Source organism: Streptomyces sp. NPDC059875 (assembly GCF_042731085.1).
Taxonomy (GTDB): Bacteria; Actinomycetota; Actinomycetes; order Streptomycetales; family Streptomycetaceae; genus Streptomyces.
Genome location: NZ_JBHWJZ010000030.1, coordinates 23,651 through 40,978, shown reverse-complemented (window position 1 = coordinate 40,978; position 17,328 = coordinate 23,651). Strand labels below are relative to the sequence as shown.

At 71.3% G+C, this 17,328-nt stretch carries 14 protein-coding genes; 3 read left to right on the top strand and 11 right to left on the bottom strand.

Translation table 11 applies throughout. From position 1 onward, the window contains the following. Window positions 1-77: 77 nt before the first annotated feature. The 3 genes from ACFV9D_RS29960 to ACFV9D_RS29950 are packed head-to-tail and all read right to left on the bottom strand — an operon-like array spanning window position 78 to window position 3,329. Window positions 78-875, bottom strand: coding sequence for an aspartate dehydrogenase domain-containing protein (locus ACFV9D_RS29960; protein ID WP_385152987.1), 798 nt, complete (start codon window positions 873-875; stop codon window positions 78-80). Then, the gene (locus ACFV9D_RS29955) at window positions 872-1,816 is read right to left on the bottom strand and encodes a VOC family protein (protein ID WP_385152984.1); all 945 of its coding nucleotides are present in this window, start codon (window positions 1,814-1,816) and stop codon (window positions 872-874) included. The genes ACFV9D_RS29960 and ACFV9D_RS29955 overlap by 4 nt, the downstream gene beginning before the upstream one ends. Before the next feature lie 28 nt (window positions 1,817-1,844). Continuing rightward, the gene (locus ACFV9D_RS29950) at window positions 1,845-3,329 is read right to left on the bottom strand and encodes an aldehyde dehydrogenase family protein (RefSeq protein WP_385152981.1); all 1,485 of its coding nucleotides are present in this window, start codon (window positions 3,327-3,329) and stop codon (window positions 1,845-1,847) included. 263 nt (window positions 3,330-3,592) lie between these two features. Between ACFV9D_RS29950 and ACFV9D_RS29945 the strand changes: the two genes are divergently transcribed. Beyond that, window positions 3,593-5,005, top strand: a complete 1,413-nt coding sequence (locus ACFV9D_RS29945; RefSeq protein ID WP_385152978.1) for an MFS transporter — start codon at window positions 3,593-3,595, stop codon at window positions 5,003-5,005. Between the two features lie 129 nt (window positions 5,006-5,134). Then, entirely contained in the window at window positions 5,135-5,671 is a 537-nt protein-coding gene (locus tag ACFV9D_RS29940; protein WP_385152975.1) for a MarR family winged helix-turn-helix transcriptional regulator, read from the top strand. A gap of 25 nt (window positions 5,672-5,696) precedes the next feature. Here the strand turns inward: ACFV9D_RS29940 and ACFV9D_RS29935 are convergent, their stop codons facing one another. From ACFV9D_RS29935 to ACFV9D_RS29900, 8 genes are all read right to left on the bottom strand, one after another. Then, window positions 5,697-6,281, bottom strand: a complete 585-nt coding sequence (locus ACFV9D_RS29935) for a DUF998 domain-containing protein (RefSeq protein ID WP_385152972.1) — start codon at window positions 6,279-6,281, stop codon at window positions 5,697-5,699. A 108-nt stretch (window positions 6,282-6,389) separates the two neighbouring features. After that, window positions 6,390-7,025, bottom strand: coding sequence for a DUF1345 domain-containing protein (locus tag ACFV9D_RS29930; RefSeq protein WP_385152969.1), 636 nt, complete (start codon window positions 7,023-7,025; stop codon window positions 6,390-6,392). A 9-nt stretch (window positions 7,026-7,034) separates the two neighbouring features. Further along, complete coding sequence (locus ACFV9D_RS29925; protein ID WP_385152966.1) at window positions 7,035-7,850, bottom strand: family 1 encapsulin nanocompartment shell protein; 816 nt, start codon at window positions 7,848-7,850, stop codon at window positions 7,035-7,037. Continuing rightward, window positions 7,847-8,839 (bottom strand): Dyp-type peroxidase, encoded by a 993-nt coding sequence (locus ACFV9D_RS29920; RefSeq protein WP_385152964.1) that lies wholly within the window; start codon window positions 8,837-8,839, stop codon window positions 7,847-7,849. Before ACFV9D_RS29920 ends, ACFV9D_RS29925 begins: the two co-directional genes overlap by 4 nt. A gap of 146 nt (window positions 8,840-8,985) precedes the next feature. After that, on the bottom strand, window positions 8,986-11,421 hold the full coding sequence (locus ACFV9D_RS29915) for a polysaccharide lyase 8 family protein (RefSeq protein WP_385153104.1): 2,436 nt from the start codon (window positions 11,419-11,421) through the stop codon (window positions 8,986-8,988). Between the two features lie 255 nt (window positions 11,422-11,676). Then, a complete protein-coding gene (locus tag ACFV9D_RS29910) occupies window positions 11,677-12,507 on the bottom strand; it encodes a pyridoxamine 5'-phosphate oxidase family protein (protein WP_385152961.1) in 831 nt (276 codons plus the stop codon). After that, complete coding sequence (locus ACFV9D_RS29905; protein ID WP_385152958.1) at window positions 12,504-14,006, bottom strand: globin domain-containing protein; 1,503 nt, start codon at window positions 14,004-14,006, stop codon at window positions 12,504-12,506. The genes ACFV9D_RS29910 and ACFV9D_RS29905 overlap by 4 nt, the downstream gene beginning before the upstream one ends. A gap of 375 nt (window positions 14,007-14,381) precedes the next feature. Beyond that, window positions 14,382-16,436 (bottom strand): prolyl oligopeptidase family protein, encoded by a 2,055-nt coding sequence (locus ACFV9D_RS29900; RefSeq protein WP_385152955.1) that lies wholly within the window; start codon window positions 16,434-16,436, stop codon window positions 14,382-14,384. A gap of 576 nt (window positions 16,437-17,012) precedes the next feature. Between ACFV9D_RS29900 and ACFV9D_RS29895 the strand changes: the two genes are divergently transcribed. Further along, window positions 17,013-17,264 carry a hypothetical protein gene (locus ACFV9D_RS29895; RefSeq protein WP_385152952.1) on the top strand — a complete coding sequence of 84 codons (252 nt, stop codon included), beginning with the start codon at window positions 17,013-17,015 and terminating at the stop codon, window positions 17,262-17,264. Window positions 17,265-17,328 lie beyond the last annotated feature (64 nt).

Here is a 17,328-nt window from a genome sequence, read left to right as displayed (position 1 = left end):
GACGGGGACAGCTCGCCCGGCGCGGTCGTGGGCCCGCGCCTCGGCCTCGACGTCGGCCTGGACGGCGGCGCGCGTGCTCACAGGATCTGTCCCGTCCGTCCGGCGAGCGCCGCGAGGGAACGGAGCACCGCGTACGGCACGACCTGGCTGGTCGCGGGGTTGTCGGCGTCCGGCACGTGCGCCACCTCGAAGCGGTACGCGCCGTGTGGGCCGGACGCCTCGATCACATGTCGCGTGTGGTGCGCCGCGGGATCGGCGACGACCCGGACCCGCACAGCGTCCAGGTCGCCGACGGCCAGCGCGACCGACGCGGCCACGTTCGTCGACTTGGGGAACTTCACCGGAACCTCGCGAGCGGTGCCGGCCATGACCTCGACCGGTCCGGTCGCCGTCCGCATGCGGGCCAGCAACTCCTCGTCCATCCACGGCTGTTCGAGGGTCGAGGGCAGCTTGGTGGTGGTCAGGCGGACCTCGTCGAGCGGACCGAGCGAGCGGGCCGCCTGGAGCAGGTCGAGACCACCGACGGCGCCGCCCGTGAAGTACACCCGCCCCGGTCCGGCCGCGAGCAGCCGCTTGGCGAGCTCGTCGTCGGTCATCGCCCCGCTGGAGGCGACGAGCAGATCGGTGCCGGAGGCGAGCACGCGCTCTCCCCACTCCCGTACGACACCCTGGCCCGCGGCCTCCACGATCAGGTCGCAGAGCTCCAACGCCTCCTCGAAGGGGACCTGGGGGGCGGGCGCCGCATCACCGAGCGGACGGTTGTCGACGACGCAGACCAGCTCGGCGCCGTCCACTCGGCCGTCGACGAGGGCGGTGCCGACGATCCGGCCGATCGCGCCCCAGCCGACCACTCCGACCTTGCGTACGGTGCTCATGCGATGTCCTTCCGGGCGTCGAACGGGGCGAGCGGGCCGGGGTCCGGCGTGCCCGCCATGTGGCGGCGGATCTCCTTCGACGGCGGTCCCGCCGTGCCCCACAGGTCGGAGAGCTCCGGCACGCGGCGCCACACGCGGGCGATCCAGGCGTCCTCGACGATCTGGGCGACCTCGGAGGTGTACTCGCAGACGAGGCCGGACGGATCGGTGAAGTAGGAGAAGGTGTTGTTGCCGGGGCCGTGCCGGCCGGGGCCCCACTGGGGGGTGATGCCGTGGTGGCGCAGGCGTCCGAGGCCCCGCATGAAGTGGTCGACCGAGCTCATCTCGTACGCGACGTGATTGAGCGAGGTCCACTCGGCCTGGTTGAAGGCGATGCAGTGGTGGTCGGCGTTGCAGCGCAGGAACGCCATCTGGTGCTCGGACCAGTCCGAGACGCGCAGCCCGAGGACGTCGGTGTAGAAGGCGACGGCGGCGTCGATGTCGGTGGTGTTGAGCACGGCGTGCGTGACGCCGACGGGTACCGCGCCGTCCCGTCCGCGCGGGGCGACGGCCTCGACCTGGGCGCTGATCTCGACGAGGCGCTGCTCGGGGTCGGTGAACCGCAGGCCGTATCCGCCGCCCGCCTGGTCGAGAGGTCCGGGGCCGAGGACGGGGACGATGCCCCGTGCTTCGAGGCGCCGGGCGGCCTCGTCGACCTCGGCGGGGGTGGCGACGGAGAACGCGAGCCGGCCGAGGCCCACGCGCTCGTGCTCCGTCAGGTGCAGGACGTGGTGCTCGTCGCCGGTGCCGCGCAGCCAGCGGGCTCCGCTGTCGGACTCGACGGTCTCGAGCCCCCAGACCTCCTCGTAGAAGTCGGCGGCCTCGGTGAAGGCGGGCGTGTGCAGCTCGACGTAGCGCAGTGAGCGGAGGCGGGCGATCGGGCCGGGCGGTGCGTGGTGCATGAGTCTCTCCAGAGGGGCGGATGCCGGTTCAGTTGGCCCAGGGAAGGGGAGCGTCGGAGGTGCCCCAGTACAGGGACTTCTGGCGCTGGTAGGCGCGGATCGCGTCGCGGCCCTTCTCGGTGCCGAGGCCGCTCTCCTTCCAGCCGCTGAACGGGGTGGAGGCGCTGAACTGCTTGTACGTGTTGATCCAGACGGTGCCCGCGTCGATCCGGCGGGCGAGCCGCCACGCGGCCCGGGCGTCCCGGGTCCAGATGCCGCAGGCGAGCCCGTAGACGGAGTCGTTGGCCTGGCGGACCAGGTCGTCCTCGTCATCGAAGGGGAGCGCCACGAGGACCGGGCCGAAGATCTCCTCCTGGCAGGTGCGGGAGGAGTTCGGCAGGCCGTCGAGGACGGTCGGCAGGTAGTACGCGCCGTCCCGGTAGCGCTCACCCTCGGGCTCGGCCCCGCCGCACAGGACCCGGGCGCCCTCGGACCGGGCGAGGTCGACGTAGGCGGCGACGGAGTCGCGGTGACGGTGGTGCACGAGGGGGCCGACCTGGGTGGACGGGTCGGTGCCGGGTCCGACGCGCAGTTTCCTGACGCGCTCGACGAGCTCGCCGACGAAGGAGTCGTGGATCTCGCGGGCCACGAAGAGCCGCGATCCGGCGATGCAGGACTGGCCGCTGGACGAGAAGATCCCGAACAGCACACCGGCCAGGGCCTGCTCGATGTCGGCGTCGGCCCGGACGATGGTCGGCGACTTCCCGCCCAGTTCCAGCGAGGCGGGGATCAGCTTCTGCGCCGCGACGGCGGCGATCGACCGGCCCGTCGAGGTGCCCCCGGTGAAACCGATACGGGCGACGAGGGGGTGGCGTACGAGGGCGTCGCCGACCACCCGGCCGCTGCCCGGGAGCACGGACAGCAGCGCGGTCGGCAGACCGAACTCCTCGAGGGCCCTCGTGATCAGCCGGCCGAAGGCGAGGGAGACGAGCGGTGTCCAGGCGGCCGGCTTGAGAAGGACCGCGTTTCCGGCGGCGAGCGCGGGCGCGATCTTCTGCGCGTCGCTGGCGATGGGCGAGTTCCAGGGGTTGATCGCGCCGACGACACCGATGGGCTCGTGCACGCTCATCGTCATGTACGCGCCGCGGGAGGGGGTGACGGCGTCCTCGGCGGTCTCCAGGACGGCGGCGATGTAGCGGAAGGTGCCCGCGGCGCTGAGGGCGAGCGCCCGGGTCTCGGTGAGGGTCTTGCCGGTGTCGGCGGTCTGCAGTGCCGAGAGCTCGTCCGCCGCCTCCTCGGTGAGCGCGGCGATCCGGTGCAGGAGACGGGCGCGCTCGTGCGGGAGGAGCTCCCGCCACCTGGGGTCGGCGGCCGCCTCGGCCGCCGCCTCGGCCGCTTCGGCGACCTCCTCGGCGGAGGCGGAGTGCACGGTGGCGAGGAGGCGGCCGGTCGCCGGGTCGACGGTGTCGAGCGGTTCGCCGGCGCCACGCCGCCACTGGCCCGCGATCAGGATGTCGGTGGGGTGGTGCAGCACGGGCGGACCTCCGGGCGAGGCGGGGCGGGTGGGGAGCTTCGGGGTTCTTCTCGAAGCGCTTGAAATCTAAGCACTTAACTATCTCGACGCAAGACCCCCGGATCGAAATCGTTGCCCGGCAGGTCTTGAGCGTGGAGTGCGGCCCTGTGAAGGATGGAGGCCGAGTCTGCGGATTCTAGATTCCTAAGCCCTTAACCATTGACCACTTAGACACCTGAACCTACTGTCTCCGCAACTCCTCTGCTCGCGGAAGGACCCCCTCCATGACGACTGTGGCCGGCAAGCCAGCCCTTGGCTCGATAGCCGCGCGACTCGAACGACTGCCGCACTCGCGCTGGCACGTCAAGGTCCGATTCCTGATCGGCGCCGTCACCTTCTTCGAGGCGTTCGATCAGCTGTTGGCCGCCTCCGCACTACCCGTCCTGATGAAGGAATGGGACCTGACCACCGCGCAGGCCACCTTCGCCGTGACCGCCGCCTCGATCGGCATGCTCCTCGGCGCCCTCGCCGCCGGATGGCTCGGCGACCGGATCGGCCGGGTGCGCACGGTCGCCCTCGGTGTCGCCGTCACCGGCCTCGCCAGCCTCGCCGTCGCCTTCTCCGATTCCATCGAGACCTTCGCGCTCTTCCGGTTCGTACAGGGGCTCGGCATCGGCGGCGTGGTCCCCGTCGCCGCGACCTACATCAACGAGATCGCCCGCTCCGACAAGCGCGGCCGCTTCGTCCTGCTGTACGAGATGATCTTCCCTGCCGGCCTCGCCGCGGCGACGCTGGTCGCGGTATGGGTCGTGCCGAACCTCGGCTGGCGCGCCATGTTCGTCATCGGCACCTTCCCCGTGCTGATCGCCGCCGCGCTCCCCCGCCACGTCCAGGAGTCGCCGCGCTGGCTGCTGGCCCGGGGGCGTACGCAGGAGGCCGAGGAGGCCATCGCCCGGATCGAGGCGGAGGTCGCCCGCGCCACCGCCGGACCGCTGCCGTCGCCGGCACCGTCGCAGTCGCAGTCGCAGTCGCAGTCGCAGTCGCAGTCGCCTGCCGCCGGAGCTCCCGACGACACCGCGCAAGGCCGACTGCGGGACCTGTTCCGGGGCCGCTACCTGCGGCGCACGGCGGTGCTCTCCGGACTGTGGTTCGTCGCGTACTACGTCAACCACGGCATCTCCACGTGGCTGCCGTCGCTCTACACCAAGCAGTTCGGCCTGGATCTGACCACGGCCCTCGTCTACACCCTGCTCAGCAATGTCACGGGTCTGCTCGGTACCTTCCTCGTCGCCCTGCTGATCGACCGCATCGGCCGCCGGCCGGCCCTGATGGGCGCACTCGTCGGCGGCGCTCTCTCCCTGGGTGTGCTCGCCCTGGCGGGTGCGAGCTCGGGCGGCCAGGTCGCCGTCTTCGCCTCCTGCACGACCTTCTTCCTGTACGCGATCAACGCGGGGCTCTACCTCTACTCCCCCGAGCTGTACCCCACGGCCAACCGGGCCAAGGGTGCGGCGTTCGGCGGACTGTGGAACCGCCTCGGCGTCATCGTCGGGCCCGTCGTCGTCGGCGCGATCATCGGCGCGGGCGGCAGCCTGCCCCTGGTCTTCGCGCAGCTCGCGGTGATGGCGGCGGTCGGTGCCGTGATCGCCTGGTTCGCGGTCGAGACGAAGGGCAGGACGCTGGAGGAACTCAACCCCTGAGACGGCCCCTCAGCCCCCTCCTGCCACCGGCACGTCCGGCCGCCGGGCCCCCCGACACCTCAGCGGTAAGATTCTCAGCGCTGTGAGATGCCGGAGGGGTGCCGGCCGGAGCCGTACGAGGGGATGGACATGGCTGCATCGAAGCCGGCGAGCCCGGACGCCGTGGCGAAGGTGATCGAGGACTGGGCACGCGAACGTCCGGAGCTGGACACGAGCCCTCTGGACGTGCTCGCCCGGCTCCACCGTTCCTTCCTGCGCTACAACACCCAGATCACGGCTTCGATCGAGCAGCACGGCCTGTCCGTGGCGGGTTTCGACGTGCTGACCGCGCTGCGGCGCTCGGGAGAGCCGTACCGACTGACGGCGGGGCAGCTCGCCGACTCCGGCCTCGTCTCTTCCGCAGGGGTCACCCTGCGGATCGACCGGCTGGAGAAGGACGGCCTGATCGTGCGCGAACGGGACGCCGACGACCGACGGGTCGTCTACTCCCGCCTCACGGAAAAGGGCCTGGCCACCGTGGACACGGTCTTCGCCGAGCACCTCGACAACGAGCGACGGATGCTCGACGGGATGTCCCCCGCCGAGCGCCGGCAGCTCGCCCGCCTGCTCCGGAAGCTCGAGACGTCGATCCTGGCCGCGGACGAGGCTCCGGACCCCACGGCGTGACGGTGGTGTGAGCGGACGGTCGCGGTCATCGCTGGGTTGGGCGAAAGCAGGAGGCGACGACCACGAAGGGCCATAGGGACTGCATGCAGGTCACGAAGCGTTCGGCGACACCGGGCGCGCCGTGGCGGTTGATCTCGATGAGGAACCACGCCGCGCCGAGGCCCATCAGAGCGGTCGCCATGAGTGAGGGCAGCGGACGGAGGCCCCAGGGTGCGGCTCCGTCGCGCTCGGCGGCCAGGACCGGCCAGACCGCCAGGAGGATGAATCCGACCGCGGCCACCGAACCGTGGCGCAGGGATCCCCCGCTGCTCGGCGCCGGGAGCAGGACCACCGCGAAGGCCGCCAGTCCACCGGCGGCCAGCGTCACCCGCCCGGCGAGCGCGGCGGGGCGCAGCCCCCAGGCGGTCAGCAGGTGGCAGGCGCCCAGCGCGAGCAGCGCTGCCGACATCACCCAGAATCCCTGGGCCCCGTAGGCCCCGAGGACACTGATCGTCTGCGTGACGGGATCGTACGCGGGCCCCTCCAGGACTGCCGCGATCGTCCAGCCTCCGGCCAGCAGCACAGGGGCACACCCCGACGTGAGAAGGGCCCACCTGGGAACGGGTCGCATCAGCACACCGTAAGGCGTGGATCAGGCGTCTTTCGGGAGCGGCGGGTTTCACGGGGCGTCGGTCGGTCGTGTCCGACGGCACGTCCGAAATCCGACGCCGGACCGGACTCAGCCGGTGACGAGGCCGACGAAGAGATTGATGGCGGTGGCCAGGATGCTGGTGCCGAAGACATAGGACAGCACCGAGTGCCGTAGTACGACCGCGCGGATCGTCGAACTCGAGACATTGGTGTCGGAGACCTGATAGGTCATGCCGAGGTTGTATCCGAAGTAGAGGAAGTCGCGGTACGCGGGCGGCTGGTCGGAATTGAAGTCGATTCCGCCGGCGGAGCTTTGGTAGTAGAGGTACGCGTAGCGGGTGGCGTACATCAGGTGCAGCGCCGCCCAGGCCATGAACACACCGCTGAGCGCGGTCACGGCGGCGGCGTGGCCGGTGTCGGACGCGCTGCGCAGGAGCAGGACGACGATGCTGCCCAGCCCGCACAGGGCGACCGCGACGACGATGATCTCGTCGACGGCGGGCCGGAAGTCCTCGCGGCGGGCGTCGCGCCGGGTAGTGGCCGCGTCCATCGGCCACAGCACGAGCCAGCCCGACACGACGAACACCGTCTCCGTCACGGCGATACCGGCGAGAATTCCCAGCGGCACGTCGTTCAGCACGCCGACGACGACGCCGATCGCGGCGCCGACGGCCAGCGCACAGGCGAGTCGGGGAACCGCGGACTGCGGCAGCAGACGTTTCATGGTCGTGGCTCAGGCCTTCAGGACGACGACGGCCTCGTCCGTGTACGTCAGGAAGGTCAGCGTCTGCTGGAAGTACAGCTCGATGCCCTTCGCGTCGTGCGCGGTGTAGCCGATCGCCAGGTCCTGGCCGAGGAGGAGCTCGAAGTCGCCCCCTCGGGTGGACAGGACGAACGCGCCGTCGAGCGCGGGCGCCCAGATCGGGTCGCCGCCGAGGATGCGGCCCAGGTGCGCGGCGATCGGGTAGCCGTGGTCGGAGGTCTCGCTGACCGCCGTGTACGCGTCGGCGCCGAGCAGGAGCGCGTACGGCCCGTCGACGCCGGCCAGGCGCAGCGATGTCAGGGCCCTGGTGATCGCGTCGGGGTAGTCGCGCGGCTCGACGGGCAGGGTGAGCTCCGGGTTGGACGATCGCGACCGCAGCCCTTCGATGCCCGCCGCCGCGTACCCGTCGAAGACGGCCCTGTCCTCCGCGAAGGCCATGGCCCGTGCCGCGTCCTTGACGGGCTGCCAGTCGGAGTCGTGCGAGCCGCGTTCGACGTCGTCGACGGCAGCCCGGCTCACGGTGAACGGGACGCGGAGTTCGACCAGTGGCCGCGCCTCGCGCAGCCGCGCGGCGACGCCGGGGGCGGGCGACGGGATCTCCGAGAGGTGTCCGGTGCCGGCGGCGGCGAACCCCGGGCCCGCCGGGTCGGGGACGTCGACGACGCGGCGCCCCGCGACATGGCGGCGGAACGTGCGGCGGGCCTCCTCCTCGATCTCGGCCCAGGCGGCGGGGGTGATCGGGGCGAGTTCGCGGTGCAGATTGTCGGGGGCGGCGGGGTTCGTCATGACACTCGGGCTCCTTTCAGACTGCCGATGCCCAGGGAGTCCTCGCGGGGGGCCGTACCGGTGACCGGGGCGGGGAGGTCGCCGAGGAGTTCGGCACTGGGCACGAAGAAGAGGCCGCCGGTCACGGCCGTGGAGAAGTCGAGGATGCGGTCGGTCACGCCGGGCGGGTCGCCGAGGAACATGTTGCGCAGCATCCGTTCGGTCACCGCGGGCGACCTGGCGTAGCCGATGAAGTACGTGCCGAACTCGCCGCGGCCGACCTCGCCGAAGGGCATGTTCTCGCGGACGATCTTCTGTTCGTTGCCGTCGTCGTCGGTGATCGTGTTGAGCGCGACGTGCGAGTCGGCCGGCTTGACGTCGTCGGAGAGCTCGACGTTCGCCGACTTCCTGCGACCGATGACGCGTTCCTGTTCTTCGACGGTCAGCGCCTGCCAGGCCGTCATGTCGTGGAGGTACTTCTGCACGATGACGTAACTGCCGCCGCGGAAGTGCGGATCGTCGTCGGCGACGAACACGGCGTCGGTCGCCGCGCGGCCCTCCGGGTTCTCGCTGCCGTCGACGAAGCCGAGGAGGTCGCGCTCGTCGAAGTAGGCGAAGCCGTGCACCTCGTCGACGACGGTCACGGCGGGGCCCAGCGTGTCGACGATGAGCCGGGCCAGCTCGAAGCAGAGGTCCATGCGCCGGGCGCGCATATGGAAGAGGAGATCGCCGGGCGTGGACGGCGCCCGATGGCGGGGGCCGCGCAGCGGTGGGAAGGGGTGGAGCTCGCGCGGGCGGGGCCCGCCGACGAGGTGGTCCCAGGCCTCCGACCCGATGCCCGCGACGCAGGTGAGGGCGTCCTCGGGCGACCGGAAGGCCACCGAGCGCGTCAGTCCGGCCAGATCGGCGAGCGCCTCCCGCACCGCGGCCTCACGGCCGGGGGTCAGGGTGGCCACGAGGAACACGGCGACTCTCGAGGGCGGCACGACGACGGGCTGCGTGGTGACCATGCGACTCCCGGCAGACGATCAGTCACAAAAGCGACAAAGAACGCCGCCAGCCTATCCGCCCCCGGCCCGGCACGCGTTCTCACAGGCGCCGACCACGGCGCGTTGGAGGCCACGTTGAACCCTCCCGGTGCTCCGGGCGGTGGCCTTCAGGCGAGCCCGACCACCGCCTTGTGCGTGGCGGCCAGGGTCCCCGGGGTGATCCGCAGCTGGAGCGTGGCGCCCGTGCCCACCACCTGGACCGTCGCGTCCTTGGAGATCACGGCCGAGACCGGGCGGTTCCACGTGAGGTCGATGGTCGCCCCGTCGCGCAGGGGGCCGGAGACGCAGACCGTGGCCGTCGTGCCGGACTCGCGGATCAGCACGGACGCGGGGGCGCCGGCCGTGACCTCGCCGACCGTGCCGGGGAGCCAGAAGTTGATCCCGGTGAAGCCAAGCGTCGGGATCCGGACACCCTGCTGCTCGTTGGTGTTGGTGAGGACGGTGAGCCAGTTCGTGTCGGCCGCGCGGGCAGCCGTCTGCGCCTGGCTCGCACCGGGCATCAGGACGTAGGAGTACGCGGCCCAGGTCGGATCGGTGCCGTGGTCGAACCAGAGCGTCAGGTACCGGCGCGTCACCGGATCGGTGACGGCGCCCTTGTTGATGTCCGACCAGGCGCCCGTACGGGCCTGGCGCAGCGCCTTCAGGGTCGTGGCGCCGCCGGGGAAGACGTAACCCGCGTGTCCGGCGAGGTGCGCCCATCGGGCGCCGGTGAGGGTGGCATTCCAGCCGAGCGTGGTGGGCTGGGCCGTGCCGTCGACGGTGAAGGCGTGGACGCCGGTCTCGCCGAGGTTGCGGTTCTCCACGACCGATTCGACGCCGGTGCCGTCGCGGCCGTGGATCCCGGAGCCCAGACAGACGACCGCATCGTCCAGGAAGAACCAGGACTTCTTGGCCAGCAGCGTGGAGGACAGCCCCTTGAGGTACTGGCCCACGGCCGCGTACGTGCCGTCGGTGGTCCCGCCGACCCAGCGGACGTCGGGCCGGGCCGCGCCCCAGGTGCCGCCCTCTCCGTCGGCGAGCGGCTTGCGGGAGGCCGTGGTGCCGGGCAGCCGGTAGGGGTCGACCGTCGGCCAGAAGTGGTCGCTGTACTGCCCGTTGGCGAAGTCGTCTCCCCACCAGTAGAGCATTCCCGAACCGCTGTGCCAGGCACGCAGGTTCTCGCCGTTGCCGTTCTCGTAGTACGTGATCCGGTTCGACGCCATGGAGAGCGCGGCGGCCCAGCCGGCACGCCGGTGCACGGACCGGTCCATCCCGGGGAAGAGGCGGTGGCCGGACGGCTCGGGGCTCGCAGCGGTCGTGCCGTCGTCGACGGCCTTGAGGCGGGCGAGCGCGGAGACGCCGAGCGCGGGGCTTGCGAGCAGCGGACTGTAGTAGTCGCGGGCGATCCAGCCCTTGACCATGCCGTCCCAGCGGCTCTTCTCCGCGGCCGACGCGCTCTGCGCGAGCAGCGCGACGCACGCGATGATCGAGTGGCCCCGCAGGTGGTCGTCCTGGCGGACGCCCCGGGTGTCCGACTTCTGTATCCCGCGGCTGATCGCCCGCCCCGAGACGGAGTCCATGGCCAGGCCGTTGAAGAGGAAGGGTGCGTACGCCTTCTCCACGGAGTCGAGGACGACCTGGCGGCCGCTGTCGGTGACCTCCCAGGTCGACCCCTTGAGCAGGGCGAACAGCATCGAGAGACCGCCGAGCATGACGGCTCCGTACGAGCCCGCGTAGGGCACGTAGGTGTGCTGGATGAAGCTCCCGTCGGCGTAGAGCCCGTCTCCCGCCGTGACGTACGGGAACACCGGCGACAGCGCGTCCCGTGCGAGGGAGAGTTTCGCGGAGGACTTGCCGACGACCCCTCTCAGGGCGAGGACCCGGCACAGGTCGACCCGGTTGGCGCCGGTGGAGGTGCCGGTGTAGTTCGCGACGGCGCTGTCGGGGACGAAGTGGTCCACGGCGGCGCAGTGTTCGGCGATGCGGGCCGCGCCGAGGAAGTCGTACAGGAGGACGTCGATGTCGAGCAGCGCCTGCGGGATGCCGATCTGCCAGCTGTACCAGTTGCCGTAGCGGGCCTGGGTCGCGTTGTAGGCCTGGTCGTGGAGGTGGTCGAGTCCGGCGAGGATGTCGGCCCGCAGGGTCGCGTCGCCGGTGAGGCCCGTGCCGGGTTGGGAGTAGGCCTCGGCGAGCGTGCGCAGCCGGCTGTAGCTGGTGTTGAGGTTGCCGGAGTACGTGTACGACTCCGCGTCCGTGTCCGGCTCGGGGTCCGCGTAGGGCAGGTCCGGCCAGAGCGACCCGCTCGCCGGGGTCATGGCGGAGCGCAGGTCGCGGGCGGTGACGCCGAGCGCGGCGAGCTTCGAGGCGAAGGGCTCGGCGGTCGGCACGACGTTCGTGCCGAGGAGCAGGTTCCGCCACGTCAGGCGCACGGTGTCGTACGCGTCGGCGGCGTGGGCGGGTGTCGCGGCGACCGCTGTCGCGAGCGGTGCGACGGCGGCAGCGCCCAGGGCGGCGCGCAGCAGACCGCGTCGGGACAGCAGGGAGGCGGGCACGGAGGAGTGCATGGCGGAGCGGACCTCCTGGCGGGGGGGAAGAGCGCCCGGCGGCGGCGCTGTGGCCGACAGCATGCCTGGGACAGAAAGCGATTGCTACCCCCTGGGAGGCGAGACTCCCGGACCGCACGACCGGAATCGGAGCCAGGCGCTCCACGGCCCCACGCGGCTGCCGCTCGACCGCCCCACGCGGCTGCCGCTCGACCGCCCCACGCAGTGACGCTCACACGGTGACCCCTCTCCACCGGCTCACACGGCGAGGCGTCTTCACCGCCTCATGCCGTGACGCCTCTCCACCGGCTCACGCATCGACGCTTCTGCTGAACCAGCCGCTGAAGGCTTCCTCCTCCTCGGCCGAGTGCTGCTCGGCCCGCTGCAGGACCTTCTCGGCCTCCGCCCGCCAGGTCGCCGCGTCCGCGCGGGGCGGCGGCAGGAACGGGCCGCGCTCCGGCGCTTCGGCGGCGGCCGCGAAGAAGTCGCCGCCCTTGCGCTTGAAGTCTCCGTTCCCCAGGCGCGGCCGGATCCGTGCAGGGGCACCTTCTGCAGATGCGGGATGTGCTTGGCGCAATGGATGTACGCCTCCTCGACCGCGACCTCCACCCACACCTGGGCGCGGCGGCCGGGCACGGGGTCGAGCGCGAGCCCGAAATGGGTGCGGCGCATCTCGTCGTCGGCCACCACCCGTGCCCTGCCGTTGACATGGAGCCCGATGCGGTCCTGGAGGAAGTCCATCATCAGGATGCCGACGTGGGGGTTCTCCTCGATGTTGCCGAGGCTGGCCTGGACGCCGTTGCCCCGGTACTCGGGGTAGGCGAGGGTCCGGTCGTCGAGGACGTGGAGGAAGCCGGGCGGGCCGGCGCGGAAGGTGTTGTCGCACTCGCCGTGTCTGTCGGAGGTGGCCAGGAAGAACATCTCCTGGCGGGCCGCGAACTCCCGCATCCGCGTGTTGAGCCGGTCGAGAACCTGCTCGGCGTAGAACCTGTCGGCGCGCTCGGTGGTGCCCATGCGCTGCTGGACCAGATGTTCGCCGTCGCTCCCCGGGCGGGTGGTGCGTGCCGGCGTGGCCTGCCGGTGCCCGGTCTGTTCGAATGTGCTCAATTCCTTGCCCCGACCAGTTCCTCGATGGAGTCGTGCCGTATGCGGTGGGTGGGGATGCCGATGCCCACCAGGGTGTCGACGCCGCGGCGGATCATCCCGGGCGGGCCGGACAGGTACGCGTCGTAGGTGTGCCACGGGCCGTACTCGCACACGGCCTCGGGGAGCCGGCCGCCCAGGTCGCCGCCGGGGCCGTCGTCGACGACCGGACGGACCGACAGCCAGGGGTGCGACTGCTGGAGGCGGAGCATGGTCTCGATGTCGTACAGGTCGTGGTCGCGGCGCGCTCCGTAGAACACCTGGACGGAGCGGCGGCGGCCGTGCTGGGCGACATCCTCGACCAGGGCCTTGATGGGCGCGATGCCGGTGCCGCCGCCCACGCACAGCAGCCCGTTGTCGGTGCTGTGGTCCACGGTCATGGAGCCGCCAGGGGCTCCGAGACGGATCACGTGCCCCGGGCGGGCTCGGTGCACGAGGGCGTTGGAGACCCAGCCCGCCGGCACGGCCTTGACGTGGAAGGAGAGCAGCCCGTCGGAGCGGGGCGCCGAGGCGAAGGAGTAGTGCCGCCAGACCCGCGGCCACCAGGGGGTCTCCATGGCGGCGTACTGGCCGGCGAGGAAGGGGTAGGGCTGGTCGGGCCGGACCGTGACGACCGCGATGTCCTGCGTACGCATCTCATGGGCGACCACCTCCGCCTGCCACCAGGCGGGCGCGCGCAGTTCGTCCTCGGCCGCCGCGTCGATCATGATCTGCGAGATCGCGGTGTAGGCGCCCACCCAGGCGGCCTCGGTCCTCGGGCCCCAGCTCTGCGGGGCGTAGCGGGAGAGGGCGCCGATGAGGCACTCGCCGACGGCCGGATAGTGCTCGGGAAGGGTGCCGTACTTCCGGTGCCCGCGGCCGAGGTGGGACAGGTACGTGGTCAGGGTGACAGTGTCGTCCGCATGGGTCGCGGCGGTGAGCAGCGCCTTGAAGAGGCGGTCGCGCTGGGTGTCCATCGCCGCGGGGAAGAGGGCGCGCAGCTCGGGGTGCCGGAGGAAGAGCAGGGCGTAGAAGTGCGAGGTGACCTTGTCGGCGATCGGCTCGATCTCGGCCATGGTACGGCGCAGGAGCCCGGCGTCGGACGTGTCCTCGGGCGCCGGGGTGAAGGCCGGCGCGGCGGCCGGTTCGGGCGCCGGGGCGGGTGCCGGTCCGAAGGCCGGCGCGGGTGCCGGTCCGGGGGCCGGGGCCGGCGGCGGCTCGGGTGCCGGGAAACGTGCCGGCCTGGGCGCCGGGTCTGCCGATGTCGGTGTCGGTGGCTCGGGTGCCGTGCGGCTCCTGTCCGCACCGCTGCCCACCGGGCGTATCGGCGTGACGGGCCGGCTGGGTATGCGGTCCCCCGCGTCCCGCTGTCCGTCCTGGTGAGGCTGTGGGCTTCGGCCGAACCAGCCCGCGTCCCGACGGCTGCCGCCGGTGCTGTCGCCGGACCTGTCACCGCCGGCCGACGTGGTGGTCGGAGCATCCATCGGTTTGCCTCGCCTCGAACATCGTGCGGTCGGTCTTCGTACGCGGGGTCCGAGTGTGCCCCGATTTACCTCTCCCTTTCGGAATTCCCGGCGATTGACCCCCATCTCTTCAAATGCGATGGTCTCGACCGCACTTGACGCACACGGGGGCGCCCGGGTGTTCGAACGGGCTCGACCATACCCCGACCTCGTGAATCCACGAACGGTTCTTCGGTCATCACCGTTGCCCCGGGTAACCGCTGGTCAGCGCAGCACGAGGTCATGAACTCGAACATCGTCACGAGTTACCGATGAGTTCGAGCGATAGAACAAGCCGTTCGGAGCGCGATGCTGAGGAATTCACTGACGGAAAACATACGAGACGACCCGAACCCCTCACGGCGCGTGCGCGGCTTCTTCACCGTTCCTGCACGCGAGATGCTGCCGGAGAAAGGTATGCACCAAGGCGTTGTTGTGGGCGGCCTGTTCGTTGTCGCCGGCGCCCGCGTGGCCGCCGCCCACGTTCTCGTGGAGCAGGACGTCGTGGCCGAGTTCGCGCAGCCGCGCGGCCGTCTTGCGGGCGTGGCCCGGGTGGACGCGGTCGTCACGGGTGGAGGTCATCAGGAGCACCGGCGGATAGCCCTGGCCCGCGGCGAGCTGGTGGTAGGGCGAGAGCGCACGCAGATGGCGGCGATCGGCTTCGTCGTCCGGGTTGCCGTACTCGGCAATCCAGGAAGCGCCGGCGAGGAGCTTGTGGAAGCGGCACATGTCCAGCAACGGCACCTGGGCGACGATCGCCCCGAACAGTTCCGGGTACCGGGTGAGCATCGCGCCCATGAGCAGGCCGCCGTTGCTGGCTCCCATCGCACCGAGCATGGCGGGGGTGGTGATGCCCCGTGCGACGAGGTCCGCGGCGACGGCGGCGAAGTCCTCGAAGGCGCGCGGCCGGTGTGCGCCGAGCGCCGCCTGGTGCCAGTCCGGTCCGTACTCGCCGCCGCCCCGGATGTTCGCGATCACATGGGTGCCGCCGTGCTCCAGCCACGCCCGGCCCGTCACCGCACCGTAGAAGGGGGTGAGGGAGACCTCGAAGCCGCCGTAGCCGTAGAGCAGGGCGGGGCCCGGCCCGGTGGAGGCACGGTCGGGGCCGATGACGAAGTACGGCACCCGCGTCCCGTCCGCAGAGGTCGCGAAGAACTGCTCCACCACCACACCTGTCGTGTCGAAGCGGGCGGGCGCCTGCTTCAGGATCTCCGTGTCGGCGCCGATCCGTCCGCGGTACAGGGTGGAGGGCTGCAGGAACCCCGACACGTCCAGGAAGTACTCGTCGGAGACGTCCGGGTCCGTGTCGACCACGGAGACCGCGGACAGGGCCGGAACGTCGGCGAGCGGTGCGCGCGCCCAGGCACCGTCGGAGGTCGGGGTGAGGACCTCGACACGGGTGCTGACGTCGCGCATCGTCTCCAGGATCAGATGGTGGCGGGTCCACGAGTGCCCGGCCAGAGCGGTCCGGTCGTCCGGGGTGAACAGCACCGTCGCGGTGCGGTCGCCCGCCAGGAAGGCCTCGAAGTCGAAGGCCAGCAGGGATCCTGACGGGTGTCCGAGCCAGTCGGACTTCAGGGTGACGACGAGATGGCGGCGGTGGACGTAGGCGTCGGCGTCGTCGGGGACCTCGATCCGTACGAGCGTGGCGTCGGGGTTCAGGAGGTACGTCTCGCCGCGGTGGAAGTCCAGCGAACGGGCGACGAAGTCCCGCTCGAAGCCGGGGGTGGTGTCGCGCCAGCCCGCCGCCGACACATCACCCGTCTCCGCCTCGAAGACCGGCTCGGCCTCCGTCAGGGGCGTGCCGCGCCGCCACCGCCGGACCGTGCGCGGATAGCCGGCGTCGGTCAAGGAGCCCGGGCCGAGGTCCGTACCGACGAAGACGGTGTCGGCGTCGATCCAGCCGATCCGGGTCTTCGCCTCCTCCACGTGGAAACCGCCCTCGACGAAGGTCCGCGCGGCGAGGTCGAATTCGCGCACCACGACGGCGTCACCACCGTCGCGCGACAGACACACCAGCGCCAGGTCGTGGTCGGGGTGGCGCACCCGCGCCCCGGCCCACAGCCACTTCTCGCCCTCCGCGGCGGCGAGCGCGTCGAGGTCGAGGACGACCTCCCACTCGGGCGCGTCCTTGCGGTACTGCTCCAGCGTCGTACGCCGCCATACGCCGCGGACCTGCTCGGCATCCCGCCAGAAGTTGTAGAGGAACGCTCCGCGTCGCGTGGTGTAGGGGATACGGTCCGACGCGTCCAACACCTCGCGCAGACGCTCCTTCAGGACGGCGAAGCCCGTGTCGGCGGCGAGCGCGGCCTCGGTCTCGGCGTTCCGCGCGGCCACCCACTCCAGCGCGGCCTCCCCCTCGACCTCTTCCAGCCACAGGTACGGATCGTCGACGTCATCGTGCGGAGTCATGATGCGTCACCTTACGGCCGGGCGAGCGGAATCACCTGGCAGTTGGAGGTGACGGAGCTCTGTGCTCCCCCCGGCCCGGTACGAGGGGACGGGCAGGAGGGCACGGACCCGCCGTACCTCGTGGTCCGGACTCCACCCGCGTGGGCGGACGGCGGCCGGCGCGTCAGCCTCGCCCCCCGTGGTGGGCGCATCCTCTTCATCAGGTCATCGCACCTTCCGAAAACCTGCACAACGTGCGCGTGTCCGGGATGCGCCCCCTTCATTGCTCCTCGAACGACCGGAAGGATCCCGTCCGGTCTGTGGCGGCTCTGTCCGTTTGGTTCCCCGCGCGTCACGGGTCGCCCGGATCTGTTACTCGTTCCTGCGGAGAAGCTGTCACCGTTCGGTGAAATTAGCTGCACGGCTGCTGGCGGAGGTACACAACCACCCGCGTGGAAGCGTCAACGGAATTAGCCGGGTAGCCCGTTCGCGTGCTTGGATCATCCGCGCTGCGGCAGTCGTGAAAGCACGGCCGAGTTCTGGCCTGCTGAATCGCCGCAGGAATGGAATCCCCCCAACAAACGAAGGGTGCGCATCATGCGTCACGACCTTGAGACCCGCGAGATCGCCGACACCGACCTGGACGCCGTTTCCGGCGGTCTCGTCAGCATCTCCGGCGGCCTCGCCGGCGCCGCGACCAGCGACGTCACCAACATCCTGGGCGCCGTCGGCTCCCTCCAGACCGTTCAGGGTGTCGAGGGCCTCGCCGCCGGCGTCCCCGGCCTGGCCTCGGGCGTCACCGGCCTCTCGGTCAACGCCTCCGCGGTCACCGGTCTCGCCGGTCTCTGAGCGGAATACCTCCCATGAACCCCGGAACCGTCCCGGTTCCGGGGTTCATGGCCCCCCGCGCACA